The organism is Ottowia cancrivicina (assembly GCF_029813755.1).
GTDB classification, from domain to species: domain Bacteria; phylum Pseudomonadota; class Gammaproteobacteria; order Burkholderiales; family Burkholderiaceae_C; genus Ottowia; species Ottowia massiliensis.
On the sequence record NZ_JARVII010000010.1, the window covers coordinates 19,672 to 35,125 of the forward strand.

Consider the following 15,454-nt stretch of genomic DNA (forward strand, 5'->3'; position numbering starts at 1 on the left):
GTTCAAGGTCCGTTCAAGGGCACGAAAAGCGCAGCCAGGCCCTGAGCGGGTTCTGGCGCGCTCCGGCTGCGCCCCAGCCGCGCAGGGAAAGGGCAGCGCCAAGGACGGCCCGTGCCGTCCTTTCCCTTTTACAAATCTCCGGCTTGTTGAAACAGGCTGTATCAACGATACTTTGTGAATTCCCTCATTCGAGATGAAGGCCGCACCCATGAAACAACCCATTGCATCTGCCTGTTTTCTTGCCGCTCTGGCCTGCGCCGCCATGGCCGCAGCGCCAGCTGCCGCGCAAGACCGCATCTACCGCTGCGGCAATGAGTACACCAACGGCAAGGTGGACAAGCGCAAGGACTGCAAGCTGATCGAAGGCGGCAACGTAACGGTCATCAGCGGCTATCGCGCCCCCGGCAATGCCGCCCCGCGCGCCAGCGGCGGTGGCGGCAGCAGCAGTGGCGGCGGCAGCGCATCCGCCGCTCCCCGCAATGATTCGCCTGCCCAGCGCGCGCGCGATGCCGATGCGCGCGCCATTCTTGAAAACGAGCTGCAACGCGCCGAGAGCGTGCAGGCCCAGCTGGAGCGCGAATACAACAATGGCCAGCCAGAAAAGAATGCGATTGAAATGCGCAACCCCGCCTTCTATAACGACCGCGTCAGCAAGATGAAAGACGCCATTGACCGCAACAAGAGCGACATCGAAGGCATACGCCGCGAATTGGCGCGCTTCCAGAAAGGCTCGTGATGCCGGCTCATTGAAACGCCCTCGGCAAACGCCCGGAGAATCATCAGATTCGAAGGGCGTTTTTTCATGCCCTTTAGCCTGTTTTGCGGCGTCTTCCTCGGGCGAACATCGCAGTTTGCAAGCCAGAGAAAGAAAGCGCCCGGGTGCATTCAATCGGCGGCTGGCGAAGTCATCACGGAGCAAGAGCGCTTCCAGAGTAGAAGAAACTGCCCGGATGGCTGCCATAAAAGCACTTGCCAGCTAGAGAGCAGAAGGCGCGACGCGAAGGAGGCAACAAGCAAGGCGAATTAACAGCATTGGCTCCGATTTTTATATTGCAAAGCATTTCTGCTATTCTGAATCAGTATTTTGATTGCGTGTTTGCGAACGGTTTTCCCATGGCGATGAAGGCGGCAATTTAAGGGGGGCAATTTCATGTCACGCATCATGGTTGGTGCGCCTGAACAGGATTATCGCGCCGATAATAAAGCGCATTTTCGCGTGCATGAGCTATGCAAGAACCTGGAGCAAGCTGCTTATTAACCCAAATGCGCTATATAGACAGACCCGTTTTATTTTTATGGCGCTTCTCCTGTGCTTTATGGAGAGGAAGAAATCAGGAAAAGAAGGCAGGACTGCGCGGCGGGTCTGGCAAAGCTGCTGCGGCAGCTGGATGGGCAATCACAAAAGAGGAGCGAATTTGGGGATGCCAAAAAGGCGCTCGCGCCCATTTGACTAGGACGTATAGCTATAAATAGAGGAGCGAAATTCGAGCCGGGAATAAGCCATTGAATGCGTCTGGCGCTTCGCCATGCCTGCGCGCGTGATGGTCTGGCTGCGCTGGATAGCGGGACGGCTGGAAAAGAAAAGGGCTGCTTTCAGGCAGCCCTTTTTCATGTGGTGAGACGCGTCACGCGCCGCCGCTGCCTTGCTGGAGCGCGCGTTCGCGTTCGCGCATCTGTACGCAGACGGCGTGCCGGCCCATGCCCGGCTTGCTGCATTCCTGTTGCAGGCAGAGGGAGCGGGCCAGGAACTGGCGGCCTGCGCAGGCTTGCGCGGGGGTGGGCGGAGGCGGCGCAACGGGTGTGGGAGCTGCCGCAGGCGGCGGCTCAGGCAGAGGGGCGGCGGCGTGCGCGGGCGCCGTGGCGGGCCTGGGCGCGGCTGCCCGGCGGTTGCCTGGCGGCAGGGTTTTGCGGCGCTCAAGGCGGGCAGCCGGCTGGGCGTGAGCCGTGGCGGCAGGCGTTTCGACGGCAGGCGCAGGGGCCTGCTCTTCATCGGCGGCTTGGCTGGCGGTTTCGCCGTTTGCTGGCGAAGGTGCGGCGCTGTCGTCAGGTGCAGGTGTATCTGGCGTGGCTGCGTCTTCAGGCGCCGGGCTGGGCGCGGGTTCGGGAGCAGGCGTTTGTGCGGCGGGAGCAGGCGCGGGCGGCGGAGGGGGTGTGGCTGCTGCCGGGGCGGCGGCTTGCAGGGCAGGGGCGGGCGCCGCGTTGCGGGCGGCGTACTGCTGCGTGATCCATGCGCTGGCCAAGCCCGCGCCCAAAGCCAGGCACACGATGAGCACGAAGGGCCAGGGCGAACGCTTGGCGGGCCGGGCGGCGCGCCTGCTGCCGCTGCGGCGCCTGCGCCTGCGTTTGCGCTCTGGCTCGTAGTCCATGACCATGGTTGCGGGCGAAAGCGGGGCGAGCAGCCCGGCGCATTTGCCGCAGTATTTGGCGGTTTCGCGGTTGGGAGCGCCGCAGTTGGGGCAGAAGATGGTGCTCATGGCAAGGCCGTCATGGCAGGGGGCATGGCGAAGGGCAAGAGACGGCGGACGGTTCAGCGGCGCGCGTGAAGACCAGATCCCACACGCCGTGGCCCAGGCGCAGGCCGCGCTGCTCGAACTTCGTCAGGGGGCGGTAGGCGGGCCGGGGGGCGTAGCCGCTGGCCGTGTTTTGCAACAGGGCTTCGGCGCTGAGCACTTGCAGCATTTGCTCGGCGTAGGGCTGCCAATCGGTGGCGCAGTGCAGGTAGCCGCCGGGGGCCAGGCGCAGGGCCAGCTCATGCGCGAAGGCGGGCTGGATGAGACGGCGCTTGTTGTGGCGCTTTTTGTGCCAGGGATCGGGAAAGAAGATGTGGATGCCGTGCAGGCTGCCGGGGGCGATCATGCTTTCGAGCACCTGCACCGCGTCGTGCTGGAGGATGCGGATGTTGTCCAGCCCTTGCTCGCCCATGAGCTTGAGCAGCGCGCCCACGCCGGGCGCATGCACCTCGCAGCCGATGAACAGCGCCTCTGGCATGAGACGGGCGATGTGCGCCGTGGCCTGGCCCATGCCAAAGCCGATTTCAAGCACGGCTTTTTCATAGCGTTTTTGGCCGTTTGCGCTGGCGCAGGCTGAAAAGCTTGCTATCAGATCCGTAGTAGCCGGATCGAAGGGCAGCACATAGCGCGGCCCCAGCTCAGCCAAGGCGCGGGCCTGCCCGGTGGTGACGCGGCCCGCGCGGGTGACGAAGCTGCGAATGGCGCGGGGGCGCGCCGCGCTGACGGGCGCGCCAGCTTCATCAAGCGCGCCAAGCGCAGCGGCGGCACGGGTTTCGGGCAGAGCGGTCACGGCGTGTCGTGTTCCGTGGGAGCTGCTGCGCCGCTGGCTGGCGGGGTGCCGCCCAGCGCGTGGGCCAGTGCGGTTTCAGGCGTGATGGCGGGCGTGGCGGAAGAAGCGCTGGCGGCATCTTGCGGCTTGGCCTTGGGCCGCTTGCGGGTGGGCGCGGGCGGCTGCGCGCGCGAGTAGGGGCGCAGCACGTTCACCAGCTGGGCATAGACGCGCGGATTACCGGCCAGGCATTCGCGCGGCGTGATGAAGTCGGCCTCGCCCGTGAAGTTGCCCACCAGGCCGCCCGCCTCCGTGACCAGCAGCGCACCGGCTGCGGTGTCCCAGGCTTGCAGGCCAGTCTCAAAAAAGCCGTCGGAAAAACCAGCGGCCACGTAGGCCAGGTCCAGCGCGGCTGCGCCGGGGCGGCGCAAGCCGGCGGTGCGTTTCATCATCTCGGCCATGATTTGCAGGTAGCCCTGAAAGTCATCACCTTTGCGGAAGGGAAAGCCCGTGGCGACCAGGCAGTCGCCCAGCTGCGTGCGGCGGCTCACGCGGATGCGGCGGTTGTTCAGATACGCGCCGCGCCCGTGCGAGGCCATGAACAGGTCATTGCGCGAAGGGTCGTACACCACGGCCTGTTCCACGCGCCCGCGCACGCTCAGCGCGATGCTCACGCAATAAACGGGAAAGCCGTGAATGAAATTGGTGGTGCCGTCCAGCGGGTCAATGATCCAGACGTGATCCGACTGGCGGTTGCCCCGCTCCTGACCCGACTCCTCCGCCAAAATGCCGTGCTGCGGATAAGCCGAAAGCAGCGTTTCAATGATGGCGTTTTCGCTCGCGTAATCCACCTCCGTCACGAAATCATTCACCTGCTTTTGCGACACGCGCACCGCCTCCACATCCAGCGCCGCGCGGTTGATGATGGAGCCAGCGGCGCGGGCGGCCTTGATGGCGACATTGAGCATGGGGTGCAGGGAAAACGACATAAGGAAAAGAAACGCGAAAAAACGCTGGCGCTGGCAAAAGCGGCTGATTTTCTCATGGCAGCGCTGCCTGCGCAGCCAGATCAGGCAGCCATTGCCCGCCCGTTTCGTGCCCTGCGGCCACGGGCAAAGGCGGCGTATTGGGCGTCAGCGGCTGCCCCGTAAGCGACCAGCGGTGGCGCAGCGCGAATTCAAACCCGGGCGCAGCCTGGCGGCAGGCAATGTCCCGCCGGGCGAAATCGGGCGCGAAATCCGCGCACGGCAGCCCCGCCGCGCCCAAATGCCCGCCGCCCGCAGGCAGGGCAGGGCGGCCCTCCACCGCCGTGGCGTAAAAGGCGTGCAGCGTCCCATCTGGCAAACGCAGCAGCAAAACGTGCAAGCTCGCGCCCTCCGGCAGTTGCACCCCTCTTGGCAGCGCGGGCGCCTCGGCCCAGCGATAGCGGCCAGGCGCCAGATTTGCCACATGCAGACCTTGCGCGGCAACCAGATCCGCAGCAGGCCGGGCGGCCATCACCTGCCAGCCCAGCCAGCCAAAAGCCAGCAGCCCCAGCGCGGCCAGGCCCGCCACGGCGCGCGCCAGCTGCCGCCTGCGATACAGCGCCCCAGTCATTTTTGACAGCCGTCAATCACGCGCATGGGCGGCGCAGGCACAATGCATGCGAGAGAGGTTTTTGTTGCCAACCCCTGAAAGGAGATGTCCGTCATGTTCAAACACATTCTGGTGCCCGTTGATGGTTCCGCCACGGCCTTTTCCGCCGTGGACAACGCGCAGGCCCTGGCCAAGGCATTCGGCAGCGAGGTCACGACGGTCTATGTGATTGACCCCTACCCCTTTACTGGCGTAGGCGCGGATTTTGCCTATGGCCAAGACCAGTACCTGACCGCCGCCACCGCTGAGGCCAATGCCGCCGTCGATGCCGTGGCCGCGCGCCTTGAAGAAGCTGGCGTGAAGGTGCACAAGCGCGTGGTAGAGGCCAACTCGGCCTCGCGCGGCATTCTGGAGGCCGCGCAAGCCGTGGGCGCTGATCTCATCGTGATGGGATCGCATGGCCGCCGCGGCCTTGAAAAACTCGTGCTCGGCAGCGTGGCCCAGCGCGTGCTCTCCGGCGCCACCTTGCCCGTGCTGGTCGTGCACGGCAAGCAGGCGCAGCAGTAAGCCAGGGCCAATCATTTCCCTTTCCACCCGCCTCACAGGCCCGCATGCTTCCGGCAAGGCATGCGGGCCTGTTTTCGTGCCTGCTTCGCATGGCAGACACCAGGGCGGGTAGTCCTTGGGTAGTGCGCGCTATCGACGGTCAGTGGTTTGGCAGCCCGTTGCCTGCACATAGAAGATGGCGTTCGTTGATCATGTTCCGGGCGCTGTGTATCCGGGGCCTGCCTTCACGCTTACCTGCCGGAAAGTGCTTTTGCACCCCACTGTTCACCGGTCGTGTCACTTGGATACATGACGATCGTTTGCCGCAAATTCCCTCTTTGGTGACAGGCTCTTACAGCCGCGCCAGCCGCTGTAGCGCGGCTTGCAGGGTTTCGTCTTTCTTGGCGAAGCAAAAGCGGATGAGTTTTTGGTCCAGGCCATCGGCGTAGAAGGCCGAAAGCGGAATGGCGGCCACGCCGATTTCGCGTGTGAGCCATTCGCAAAACGTCGCCTCGGGCAAGTCGCGCTCGGGCACGTGAAGCTCTGAAATATCGGCGCACTGAAAGTAGGCGCCCTCGCAGGGCAGCAGGCGAAAGCGCGTTTGCGCCAGGCCCGCGCGAAAGCGGTCGCGCTTGGCGGCATAGAAGGCTGGCAGCTGCTGCCAGGGCGCGGGGTTTTGCATGTAGGCGGCAATGCCGTGCTGCATGGGCGTGTTCACGCAAAACACGTTGAACTGGTGCAAGCGGCGCAGCTCGGCCGTGAGAGCCGCCGGGGCGGCCACGTAGCCCACTTTCCAGCCCGTGACGTGGAAGGTTTTGCCAAAGCTGCCAATGACGAACGCGCGGCTGGCCAGGCCCGGCAGGCGCGCGGCGCTTTCGTGCCGCAGGGGGGCATAGACCATGTGGGCGTAAACCTCGTCGCTGATGAGCGCGATGCGCGTGGGAGCAAGGATTTCTTGCAGGCGCTGCATGTCGGCGGCGGACCACACAGTGCCGGTAGGGTTGTGCGGGGTGTTGATGACCAGCGCGCGCGTGCGCGGGGTGATGGCGGCGGCCAGGCGGTCAAAGTCGGGCCGGAAGCTGCCCGGCGCCAGCGGCACGCGCACGGCCGCCGCGCCCGCCAGGCGGATGCCGGGCAGGTAGCTGTCGTAGCAGGGTTCGAGCACGATGACTTCGTCGCCTGGCTGCGTGCAGCAAAGAATGGCGGTGAAGATGGCCTGCGTGGCTCCGGCGGTGATGGTGATTTCGCTCTCGGCGCTGTAAGCGTGGCCGTAAAGGGCCTGAAGCTGTGCGGCAATGGCCTGGCGCAGCGCGGGCACGCCCGGCATGGGGGCGTACTGGTTGTGGCCCGCGCGCATGGCCTGGGTCACGGCGTCAGCCAGCGCGGCGTCGCAGGCAAAGTCGGGAAAGCCTTGGCCGAGGTTGATGGCCTGGTGCTGCGCCGCCAGCGCGGACATGGCGCTGAAGATGTTGTCGCCCACGCCGGGCAGGCGCGTTTCAAGGGGAGGAAAAGGGGAAGCGGTATGGGGCATGGTGGAACGGAGGCTGGCGGGCCTCAGGCATGAAATCGGCCTGAAGTCCTAGTGGAATCAGCGCGGGCCGCTATGGTTTCCGTAGCATCTGTCAGAAAAACAGCAGCGTCAGCGCCACGAACAAGGGCGTGAGCAGCCCCACCGACCACAGTATGTAGCCAAAGAAGCTGGGCATGCGCACGCCGCGCTCTTCGGCGATGGACTTGACCATGAGATTGGGCGCGTTGCCGATGTAGGTGTTGGCCCCCATGAAGACCGCGCCCGCCGAAATGGCCGCCAGGGTGCTGGCCAGCGGCCCCATGAGGGCAGGCGCGCTGCCGCCGGCGGTGTTGAAAAAGACCAGGTAAGTGGGCGCGTTGTCCAGCACGGAGCTGAGCGCGCCGGAGGCCCAGAAATACATGGCGGGAATGGGCGCGCCGTCAGGCCGCGTGACGGCGTGCAGGATGCCCGCGAAAGGCCCCTGCATGCCTGCTTGCAGCATGGCGATGACGGGCGCGATGGTGATGAAGATGCCCGCAAAGAGCTTGGCCACTTCCAGCATCGGCTCCCAGGTGAACTGGTTGCTCCGGTGCGCAGCGGCGGGCGTGAGCCAGAGCGACAGGGCCGTGACGGCCACCAGCCCCGCATCGCGCAGCACATCGGGCAGTGAAATGTGCGCGCCCGCCACTTGCCACTCCACGCCGCTGTGCCAGGCCCCGCTCATCAGCACCAGCGCGGGAATGAAAGGCAGCAGGGCCAGATTGACCTTGCCCTCGAACTGCAACAGCGGCTGGCCGGGCGCGGCGACAGCAGCCTGGGGCTGCGGCCCGGGCCGGTGCGATTCGCGGCGCGCGTGCCAGGTGTCAATGGCGAAAAACAGGGCCAGCAGCGCGCCAATCAGCAGCAGCGTGTGCGGCCACAGGTGTTTGAGCGTCCAGAAAAAATCCACGCCCGCCAGAAAGCCCAGAAACAGCGGCGGATCGCCCAGCGGCGTGAGCGCGCCGCCCGCGTTGGAGACGATGAAGATGAAAAAAATGACCACGTGCGCCACCGCCCGCCGCCCTTCATTGGCCTTGAGCAGCGGGCGAATCAGCACCATCGACGCGCCCGTGGTGCCCATCACGCTGGCCAGCAGCGCCCCCACGGCCAGAAAACCTGCATTCACCAGCGGCGTGGCGCGCAAGCTGCTGCGCACGTGAATGCCGCCCGCCACCGTGAACAGCGCCAGCAGCAGCAAGATGAACGGGATGTATTCGGCCACCAGCGCGTGCGCCAGCCCCAGCAGCGCCGCCTGCACGCCGAAAACAGCGGCAAAAGGCAGCAAAAACAGCATGGACCAGCCCGCCGTGACCTTGCCGAAATGCTGGTGCCAAAAGCGCGGCGCGGCCATGGGCAGCAGCGCAATGGAAGCGAGCACGCCCACGAACGGCACGCCCCAGAGCGGGCGCAGCTGGCTGCCGTCCGGCCCCGCCGCCCGCGCCAGGGCGGGACAGGCCAGCAGCAAAGTCAGCAAGGCAAAGGGGCGGAACGCGTGGAGCGGGAGCATTGTTCTTATTCGGAGCGCAAGACGGGGAAAAGGTAAGAAAGCTGGCGGCCGGAAGACGGCCGTCAGCTTCAGACGGCGGGCGGCGGAATCTGGAATACCTGCCGCAGGTAGGCCAGATAGTTCTCGTCATCACACATGCCCTTGCCGGGCGTGTCAGACACCTTGGCTACGGGCTGGCCGTTGCAGCGCGTCATCTTGATCACGATTTGCAGCGGTTCGTAGCCCAGATCGTTGGTGAGGTTGGTGCCGATGCCGAAGGCCAGCTGGCAGCGCCCCTTGAAGCGCTGATACAGCTCAATGGTGCGCGGCACCGTCAGGCCGTCAGAAAAGATGAGCGTTTTGGTGCGCGGATTGATGCGGTGCTGCGCGTAGTGCGCCAGCATGCGCTCGCCCCAGGAAAAGGGATCGCCGCTGTCGTGGCGCGCGCCGTCAAAGAGCTTGCAGAAATACAGATCGAAGTCGCGCAAGAAAGCGGCCATGCCGTACACGTCAGACAAGGCAATGCCCAGATCGCCCCGGTACTCCTTGGCCCATTTCTCGAAACCGAAAATCTGGCTGTCGCGCAGGCGCGGCCCCAGCGCCTGGCAGGCCTGCAGGTATTCGTGCGCCATGGTGCCCAGCGGCGTCAGCCCCAGCCGCATGGCGTACAGCACATTGCTCGTGCCCGCCAGCTGGCCGCTGGCGCCCGTGCCCAGCCCCTGCATCAGCTGGCGCAGCAGCCCCTCGTGCCACACGCGCGAAAAGCGCCGGCGCGTGCCGTAATCGGCAATCTTGAGTTCTTGCAGCCCATCGGCCTTGAGCTGGGCCATCTTGCCGTGCAGGCGGCGGTCGCCCTCGGCCAGGTCGGGGCGCGGCTGCGTGTTGCGGAAGTACACCTCATTGACGATGGCCAGCAGCGGAATCTCGAACAAGATGGTGTGCAGCCACGGCCCCTGGATGACGATGCTGATTTCCTCATTGGGCAGCGGCTGGAGCGTCACGTACTTTTCGTTGAGGCGGAAGATGCCCAGGAAATCGGCAAAGTCGCTCTTGATGAAACGCAGCGAACGCAGATAGGCCAGCTCCTGCTCCGCGAAACGCAGCGAACACAAATGGCGGATTTCCTCGCGAATCTCCTCCACATACGGCGCCAGCCGGATGCCCGGGTTGCGGCACTTGAAGCGGTACTCCACCTGCGCGCCCGGAAACTGATGCAGCACCACCTGCATCATGGTGAACTTGTACAGATCGGTATCGAGCAGGCTTTCAATGATCATGGGCCATCCGCGCGCAGGGGGGAAGCAAGGGGAAAAAACGGCGCGAGAGTTTAACGGCGCTGCCTGCCGCCGCCCTGTCATGATCGGCCCTTTCGCCCTTTGCGGCCAGACTTTGAACAGGCTCCCACACCATCACCCGAAAGGAAACATCATGACCTTCTCCCTCCAGGGCAAAACCGCGCTCGTCACCGGCTCCACCAGCGGCATCGGCCTGGGCATCGCCATTGAACTGGCGCGCCAGGGCGCCAGCCTCGTGCTGAACGGCTTTGGCGACGCCGAAGCAGCCAAGGCGCAGATTGCCGCGCTGGGCGCGCGCGTGGAGCACCACCCCGCCGACATGAGCCGCCCTGCCGACATCGCCGCCATGATGGAATTCGCCGCCAGCCGCTTTGGCGGCGTGGACGTGCTGGTCAATAACGCCGGCATTCAGCACGTGGCCAGCGTGCAGGACTTTCCGCCCGAAAAGTGGGACGCCATCCTCGCCATCAACCTCAGCTCCGCCTTCCACACCACGCGCCTGGCGCTGCCGCACATGCTGCGCCGCAACTGGGGCCGCATCATCAACGTCGCTTCCGCTCACGGCCTGGCGGCCTCTGCTGGCAAAAGCGCCTACGTGGCCGCCAAGCACGGCCTCATCGGCCTGACCAAGGCCGTGGCGCTGGAAAACGCCACCACCGGCGTCACCTGCAACGCCATCTGCCCCGGCTGGGTTCTCACCCCTCTGGTGCAAAAGCAGATTGACGACCGCGCCTCGCAGCAAGGCATCAGCGTGCAGCAGGCGCAGGAAAACCTGCTGCGCGAAAAAGAGCCTTCCCTGCAATTCACCACCCCGCAGCAACTGGGCCAGATGGCTGTTTTTCTGTGCTCTCCCGCCGCTGACAACATGCGCGGCATCGCCTGGTCCAACGACGGCGGCTGGACGGCGCAGTAACCCCCTCGCCTGTCCCTTGACGCCATTGACAAAGCCGCCCCCCGGCCCCATGTGAGCGCCCATGTCTGAACTGCACAAATTCATCTTCGATGGCCTGCCCGTGCGCGGCCAGCTGGTGCGCCTGACGGACGCCTGGCAGCAAGTGCTGGCCCGCCGCGCAGCCAATACGCAAACCGGCCCGTGGCCGCAGCCTGTGGCCGCGCTGCTGGGCGAGATGGCGGCCGCCGCCGTGCTGATGCAGGCAGGCATCAAGTTTGACGGCGCGCTGGTGCTGCAAATGATGGGCGACGGCCCCGTCAAGCTGGCCGTGGCGGAGGTGCAGTCTGATTTGCGCCTGCGCGCCACCGCCACCGTGGCGGGCGAAGTGCCCCCGGGCGCCACGCTGGCAGATATGGTCAATGTCCACGGCAAGGGCCGCTGCGCCATCACGCTGGACGCGCGCGGCCGCCTGCCCGGCCAGCCGCCCTACCAGGGCGTGGTGTCGCTGGCAGACGCGCCCGATGTGGCCACGGCGCTTGCGCACTACATGCGCCAGTCCGAACAGCTGGATACCACGCTGGTGCTGGCTGCTGATGAACACGTGGCGGCGGGCCTGCTTATCCAGCGCCTGCCCGTGCAAGGCCAGGGCAACCTCTCGCAAAGCCATGTGGCGCGCGAGGATGCGGGCGATGCTGGCGGGGATGACTGGCGCCGCATCAGCCTGCTGGCGCAAAGCCTGCAACGCCAGGAATTGCTCTCTTTGAGCGCCGATGAAATCCTGCACCGCCTGTTCTGGCAAGAGCGCGTGCTGCGCTTTGAGCCGCAAACCGCGCGCTTTGCCTGCTCTTGCAGCCGCGAGCGCGTGGCCGCCATGATTGCCGGACTGGGCCGGCATGAGGCCGAAGACATCCTGCGCGAGCAAGGCCGCATCGAAGTGGGCTGCGACTTCTGCGGCCAGCAGTACCGCTTTGACGCCGTGGACGTGGCCCGCCTTTTCACTCCGCCCGCCCAGCAGCCGCAAGCGCCGCAGGGCCTGCAATAAGCGCGGAGCCTGCATCGGGCCGCCCCCAAAAAACCGCCTCAAAAAAAGCAAGCCGTGGCCCTGCGCTTTGACGTGCTCACGCTCTTTCCGGAGCTTTTCGCCCCCTTTTTGCATGCGGGCATCACGCGCCGCGCCTGGGCGGACGGCCAGATGCGCCTGAAGCTCTGGAATCCGCGCGACTGGGCCGAAGGCCGCTACCGCCGTGTGGACGACCGCCCCTTTGGCGGCGGCCCCGGCATGGTCATGCTGGCCGAGCCGCTGGCGCGCTGCCTGGCCGCCGCGCAGGCCGACCGGCTGGCAAGCGGGCCGCAAAGCGGCCAGCCGCACGAGGCAGGGCAGGGCGCTGAACAAGAAAGCGCCCCAGTCCCCGTCGTGCTCTTTTCCCCCACAGGCCCGCGCCTGAACCACGCCGCCGTGCAAAGCTGGGCCGCAAGCCGTGGCGCCATCCTCATATGCGGGCGCTACGAAGGCATTGACCAGCGCTTTATCGACCGCCACGTCACCCACCAAATCAGCCTGGGCGACTTCGTGCTCTCCGGCGGCGAAATCGCGGCGCTGGCCCTGCTGGACGCCGTGGCCCGCCTGCAACCGGGCGTGCTGGGCGACGCGGGCAGCCACCAGCTCGACAGCTTCAACCCCGCGCTGGACGGCCTGCTCGACTGCCCGCACTACACCCGCCCCGAAGTGTGGCAAGGCCAAAGCGCGCCTGCCGAGCTGCTCAGCGGCCACCACGCCCGCATTGAGCAATGGCGCCGCGCCCAGAGCCTGCAACTCACCGCCCGCCAGCGCCCCGACTTGCTGGCCGCCGCCCGCGCCGCAGGCTGCCTGACGGCGCAAGACGAGCAGACCCTGGCCGCGCTGAACAAGCCATGAGCGTTTCCGCTCGCACGGCCTCACCGCGTGAGCCTGCGGGCTTGGAACAAGCGAAAAATGAGCAAGGCACAGCCCAAGACAGACAGGACGCAAACACCATTTGCGCTCCTTTATCCATACATGATGTCCTAGGGCCTGTCTGGCAAAAACGCTTTGATGCCGTCAGCGGCCAGCCAGATATGGAATACGCCATGGCCGATGCCGTGATCGTGAAAGTGCATCGTCACGGCCAAGGCGCAAGGGGGTTCAAAACCAAGCCATAGGCCACTCACGCAGAGGCGTGAGAGCCAAGATACGGGCCTTGTGCGATGCGCTAGGCAATCTGCTCAAGTTCGTTCTGGTCTCATTGAAAACTTCTTGGGCAAGCTCAAGGAGTTCAAACGCATTGCCATGCGCAGTAAATCTGATCAGCGCGCGGGCGGATCCGGGTTTGCGAGTTTGTTCGCAATCTGCCTGCGGGCGGGCTTTGGGCAGGTTTTCAGGGCCGGGCTGCGTTGGCTGGCTTCGTGCTGGCCGCGCCGCTTGTGCCGGTTTCGGGCACGTAGACCATGCTGCCGTCTTTCATGCGGTAGGCCACGCCGGCTTTGGTGCCCTGGCCTTCGCCGATGGCGCCGCTGGATTGGTAGTGCTCCAGTTTTTCGCCCTGCTTGATGATGATTTCCATGTTGGGCTGGCCTTCGTTTTTGATGATGGTGACGCTTTGCGAGGTGAAGGGGTTGATGGGGCTGCTGGCCACGGCCAGCAAAAGGGCGGCGATGATGACGAGAAAGACGTCGATGAGATTGACGACGGACAGCAGGGGGTCGTCGTCTTCGATGTCGTCCAGCAGGCTGGTTGGGCGGCTGGCGCTCATGGCTGCGCTCCTGCCGGTTCTTCAAGTTGCGGGGCCTGGCGCAGGCGTTCGATGGCGAGCAGGTCTTGCGCGTACCAGCGGCGGCGCACGTGGACGGTGGCGTAGGTGATGGCAGCGGCAATGAGGGCCAGGATGACGGCGGAAAAGGCAATGGTCAGGCCGCGCGACATTTCGGTGAGCTGGCCTTCAGCCAGGGCTTGCAGGGCAGGCCCCATGGGGATCATGGTGGCCACCAGGCCGAGCAGGGGGGCGACGCGGGCGGCGATGCGGGCGGCTTCCATGCGTTTGAGGGCCAGGGCTTGCAGCTCGCTTTGCGTGAGGGCAGGGTTCTGGCTCCAGGCTTGCAGCAGCTCGTGCCCGGCCGTGTCGCCACGGCGGGCGGCGCTGGCGCGCTGCACGGATTGCCAGATGAATGCGCCCAGGGCAAAGAAGGCGTAGGCAAAGAGCGCGCCCACGAGGATGAGCACGGGGGTGAGAAAGAGCTGGCTGACGCCGTACATGGCGGTTTCGATGGGGTTCACGGCTGGGTTACTCCTTTGGGTGGATGGAAAAAGTGGCTCCCTGATGAATGGAATAGGTGGGATGCCCGGGTTCAGGCCGGGCGTTTGTTGCGCGCAGGGCAGGGCGGGGCAGGACGGGAGGTTAGCAGCGTGGTTTGCTTTCAAAAGAAGAGCTAATTTGAAGGGGTGAGAAACGGCTTTCGCGCAGTTTCCACTAGGACATCATGCTATGAAGAAATGAGCTAATCAAGGCCGCCCTTTCAGCTACTTCACCCACTGATTGAGCTGGATGATGGGCAGCATGACCGCCAGCACGATGAGCATGACCACCGCGCCCATGACGACGATGAGCAGCGGCTCCAGCACCGTCGCTGCCTGCATGGCGCGGCGCTGCACATCAGCGCCCAGCTGCCCGGCGGCGCGTTGCAGCATGGCGGGCAGCGCGCCCGTCTGCTCGCCCAGGCGCGCAAACATGGCCAGCAGGCCCGGAAAGCGCTTTTTCTGCGCCAGGGCGCTGGCCAGCGGCGCGCCTTCGCGCACCATCACCAGCGCGTCTTCGGCATCGGCCCGCATGGCCTGGTTGCCCAGGGTTTCAGTGGCGGCCTGCAAGGCGCGCAAGATGGGCACGCCGGCTGCGGCCAGCATGGCCAGCGTGCTGGCAAAGCGCGCGGCGTTGTAGCCGCGCGAAAGGCGCCCCAGCAGCGGCAGGCGCAGCCAGGCGGCATCAAAACTTTGGCGCAAAGCGGCATTGCGCAACGCCAGCCGCAAGCTGGCCGCGCCCAGCGCCAGCGCCGCCAGCAGCCACCAGCCCCAGGCACGCACGAAATCGCTGATGCCCAGCATCGCCACCGTCAGCCAGGGCAGCGCCCGTTTGGCGCCCGCGAAAACGGCGGCCACCTGCGGCACCACGTAGCTGACCAGAAAAATGACGATGACGATGGCCACCAGCGTGACGATGGCCGGATACAGCGCCGCGCCCAGGAGCTTGGCTTTCAGCGCCTGGCGCTCCTCCAGATCGTCGGCCAGCCGCTCCAGCACCTGCTCCAGATGGCCGCCCTGCTCGCCAGCGGCAATGACGGCGGTGTAGATGCCCGAAAAATCGCGCGGGTGCTGCGACATGGCGCGCGCCAGCGGCGCGCCCGCATTGACCTCCGAGCGCAGCGCGGCGATGCAGTGGCGCTGCGCCTCGTCTTCCGCCTCGTCAGCCAGCGCGGACAGCGCGCGCTCCAGCGGCAAACCGGCGGCCACCAGGCCCGCAAGCTGGCGCGTCCACACGGCAAGCTGGGCGCTGTCAAACGCGCGGCGGCGGCTTGCGCCGCCCAGGGCGCGCTGGGCATCGCCCGCCGAAATGACCTGCACATCCAGCGGCGCAAGGCCCTGCGCGCGCAACTGGGCGCGCGCGGCGCGGGCGGTATCGGCATCCAGCACGCCCTTGCGGGTCTTGCCGTCGGGCTGCAAGGCTTCAAACGAATAGGCGGGCATGACAAAAGGCTTGAAAAAACAGAATGTGAAAAATGGCGGCGGCAACAGCCACTTTCGGGCGAGACCTTGCAGAGCGCCTCGA

The 15,454-nt window shown here is 65.6% G+C and carries 16 protein-coding genes; 6 read left to right on the forward strand and 10 right to left on the reverse strand.

Annotated features, from left to right (window positions below):
• The first annotated feature begins 208 nt into the window (after window positions 1-208).
• Entirely contained in the window at window positions 209-736 is a 528-nt protein-coding gene (locus QB898_RS06240; RefSeq protein WP_233199952.1) for a hypothetical protein, read from the forward strand.
• Window positions 737-1,625: 889 nt separating this feature from the next.
• Here QB898_RS06240 and QB898_RS06245 read toward each other — a convergent pair.
• From QB898_RS06245 to QB898_RS06260, 4 genes are read right to left on the reverse strand one after another with little or no spacing between them, the layout of a single operon-like run.
• Window positions 1,626-2,474, reverse strand: coding sequence for a zinc ribbon domain-containing protein (locus QB898_RS06245; RefSeq protein ID WP_279524251.1), 849 nt, complete (start codon window positions 2,472-2,474; stop codon window positions 1,626-1,628).
• Window positions 2,475-2,484: 10 nt separating this feature from the next.
• Window positions 2,485-3,300 (reverse strand): tRNA (guanosine(46)-N7)-methyltransferase TrmB, encoded by an 816-nt coding sequence (gene trmB, locus QB898_RS06250; protein WP_428982748.1) that lies wholly within the window; start codon window positions 3,298-3,300, stop codon window positions 2,485-2,487.
• Window positions 3,297-4,268 carry an inositol monophosphatase family protein gene (locus QB898_RS06255; RefSeq protein ID WP_279524252.1) on the reverse strand — a complete coding sequence of 324 codons (972 nt, stop codon included), beginning with the start codon at window positions 4,266-4,268 and terminating at the stop codon, window positions 3,297-3,299. Before QB898_RS06255 ends, trmB begins: the two co-directional genes overlap by 4 nt.
• A gap of 52 nt (window positions 4,269-4,320) precedes the next feature.
• Window positions 4,321-4,875 carry a hypothetical protein gene (locus QB898_RS06260; protein WP_279524253.1) on the reverse strand — a complete coding sequence of 185 codons (555 nt, stop codon included), beginning with the start codon at window positions 4,873-4,875 and terminating at the stop codon, window positions 4,321-4,323.
• Window positions 4,876-4,968: 93 nt separating this feature from the next.
• Here QB898_RS06260 and QB898_RS06265 point away from each other — a divergent pair, with 93 nt between their 5' ends.
• Entirely contained in the window at window positions 4,969-5,421 is a 453-nt protein-coding gene (locus QB898_RS06265; protein ID WP_050716304.1) for a universal stress protein, read from the forward strand.
• 331 nt (window positions 5,422-5,752) lie between these two features.
• On the opposite strand, the gene QB898_RS06270 is transcribed toward QB898_RS06265, so the two are convergent.
• From QB898_RS06270 to pncB, 3 genes are all read right to left on the reverse strand, one after another.
• A complete protein-coding gene (locus QB898_RS06270) occupies window positions 5,753-6,931 on the reverse strand; it encodes a pyridoxal phosphate-dependent aminotransferase (RefSeq protein ID WP_279524254.1) in 1,179 nt (392 codons plus the stop codon).
• 91 nt (window positions 6,932-7,022) lie between these two features.
• Window positions 7,023-8,456 carry a sodium:proton antiporter gene (locus QB898_RS06275; RefSeq protein WP_279524255.1) on the reverse strand — a complete coding sequence of 478 codons (1,434 nt, stop codon included), beginning with the start codon at window positions 8,454-8,456 and terminating at the stop codon, window positions 7,023-7,025.
• A 68-nt stretch (window positions 8,457-8,524) separates the two neighbouring features.
• Entirely contained in the window at window positions 8,525-9,712 is a 1,188-nt protein-coding gene (gene pncB / locus QB898_RS06280; protein ID WP_102284236.1) for a nicotinate phosphoribosyltransferase, read from the reverse strand.
• Window positions 9,713-9,863: 151 nt separating this feature from the next.
• Between pncB and QB898_RS06285 the strand changes: the two genes are divergently transcribed.
• From QB898_RS06285 to QB898_RS06300, 4 genes are all read left to right on the forward strand, one after another.
• A complete protein-coding gene (locus tag QB898_RS06285; protein ID WP_102284235.1) occupies window positions 9,864-10,643 on the forward strand; it encodes a 3-hydroxybutyrate dehydrogenase in 780 nt (259 codons plus the stop codon).
• Between the two features lie 61 nt (window positions 10,644-10,704).
• Window positions 10,705-11,664 carry an Hsp33 family molecular chaperone HslO gene (gene hslO, locus QB898_RS06290; protein WP_279524256.1) on the forward strand — a complete coding sequence of 320 codons (960 nt, stop codon included), beginning with the start codon at window positions 10,705-10,707 and terminating at the stop codon, window positions 11,662-11,664.
• Between the two features lie 60 nt (window positions 11,665-11,724).
• Window positions 11,725-12,537: a tRNA (guanosine(37)-N1)-methyltransferase TrmD gene (gene trmD, locus QB898_RS06295; RefSeq protein WP_279524296.1), complete on the forward strand. Its 813-nt coding sequence runs from the start codon at window positions 11,725-11,727 to the stop codon at window positions 12,535-12,537.
• Window positions 12,534-12,800, forward strand: coding sequence for a hypothetical protein (locus tag QB898_RS06300; RefSeq protein WP_279524257.1), 267 nt, complete (start codon window positions 12,534-12,536; stop codon window positions 12,798-12,800). Before trmD ends, QB898_RS06300 begins: the two co-directional genes overlap by 4 nt.
• 215 nt (window positions 12,801-13,015) lie before the next feature.
• On the opposite strand, the gene QB898_RS06305 is transcribed toward QB898_RS06300, so the two are convergent.
• The 3 genes from QB898_RS06305 to gspF all read right to left on the reverse strand — a co-directional run bounded on the left by QB898_RS06305 (window position 13,016) and on the right by gspF (window position 15,372).
• Window positions 13,016-13,390 carry a DUF2149 domain-containing protein gene (locus QB898_RS06305; protein ID WP_279524258.1) on the reverse strand — a complete coding sequence of 125 codons (375 nt, stop codon included), beginning with the start codon at window positions 13,388-13,390 and terminating at the stop codon, window positions 13,016-13,018.
• Window positions 13,387-13,911 carry a MotA/TolQ/ExbB proton channel family protein gene (locus tag QB898_RS06310; RefSeq protein ID WP_233199950.1) on the reverse strand — a complete coding sequence of 175 codons (525 nt, stop codon included), beginning with the start codon at window positions 13,909-13,911 and terminating at the stop codon, window positions 13,387-13,389. The genes QB898_RS06305 and QB898_RS06310 overlap by 4 nt, the downstream gene beginning before the upstream one ends.
• A 243-nt stretch (window positions 13,912-14,154) precedes the next feature.
• Window positions 14,155-15,372: a type II secretion system inner membrane protein GspF gene (gene gspF, locus QB898_RS06315; protein WP_279524259.1), complete on the reverse strand. Its 1,218-nt coding sequence runs from the start codon at window positions 15,370-15,372 to the stop codon at window positions 14,155-14,157.
• Window positions 15,373-15,454: the final 82 nt, after the last annotated feature.

What these genes read in the sequence shown, in the direction of transcription:
- QB898_RS06285 (WP_102284235.1), top strand. Translation starts at nt 9,864, where the DNA reads ATGACCTTCTCCCTCCAGGGCAAAACCGCGCTCGTCACCGGCTCCACC.
- QB898_RS06300 (WP_279524257.1), top strand. Translation starts at nt 12,534, where the DNA reads ATGAGCGTTTCCGCTCGCACGGCCTCACCGCGTGAGCCTGCGGGCTTG.
- gspF (WP_279524259.1), bottom strand. Translation starts at nt 15,372, where the DNA reads ATGCCCGCCTATTCGTTTGAAGCCTTGCAGCCCGACGGCAAGACCCGC.
- pncB (WP_102284236.1), bottom strand. Translation starts at nt 9,712, where the DNA reads ATGATCATTGAAAGCCTGCTCGATACCGATCTGTACAAGTTCACCATG.
- QB898_RS06260 (WP_279524253.1), bottom strand. Translation starts at nt 4,875, where the DNA reads ATGACTGGGGCGCTGTATCGCAGGCGGCAGCTGGCGCGCGCCGTGGCG.
- hslO (WP_279524256.1), top strand. Translation starts at nt 10,705, where the DNA reads ATGTCTGAACTGCACAAATTCATCTTCGATGGCCTGCCCGTGCGCGGC.
- QB898_RS06265 (WP_050716304.1), top strand. Translation starts at nt 4,969, where the DNA reads ATGTTCAAACACATTCTGGTGCCCGTTGATGGTTCCGCCACGGCCTTT.
- QB898_RS06245 (WP_279524251.1), bottom strand. Translation starts at nt 2,474, where the DNA reads ATGAGCACCATCTTCTGCCCCAACTGCGGCGCTCCCAACCGCGAAACC.
- QB898_RS06240 (WP_233199952.1), top strand. Translation starts at nt 209, where the DNA reads ATGAAACAACCCATTGCATCTGCCTGTTTTCTTGCCGCTCTGGCCTGC.
- QB898_RS06270 (WP_279524254.1), bottom strand. Translation starts at nt 6,931, where the DNA reads ATGCCCCATACCGCTTCCCCTTTTCCTCCCCTTGAAACGCGCCTGCCC.
- QB898_RS06255 (WP_279524252.1), bottom strand. Translation starts at nt 4,268, where the DNA reads ATGTCGTTTTCCCTGCACCCCATGCTCAATGTCGCCATCAAGGCCGCC.
- QB898_RS06305 (WP_279524258.1), bottom strand. Translation starts at nt 13,390, where the DNA reads ATGAGCGCCAGCCGCCCAACCAGCCTGCTGGACGACATCGAAGACGAC.
- QB898_RS06275 (WP_279524255.1), bottom strand. Translation starts at nt 8,456, where the DNA reads ATGCTCCCGCTCCACGCGTTCCGCCCCTTTGCCTTGCTGACTTTGCTG.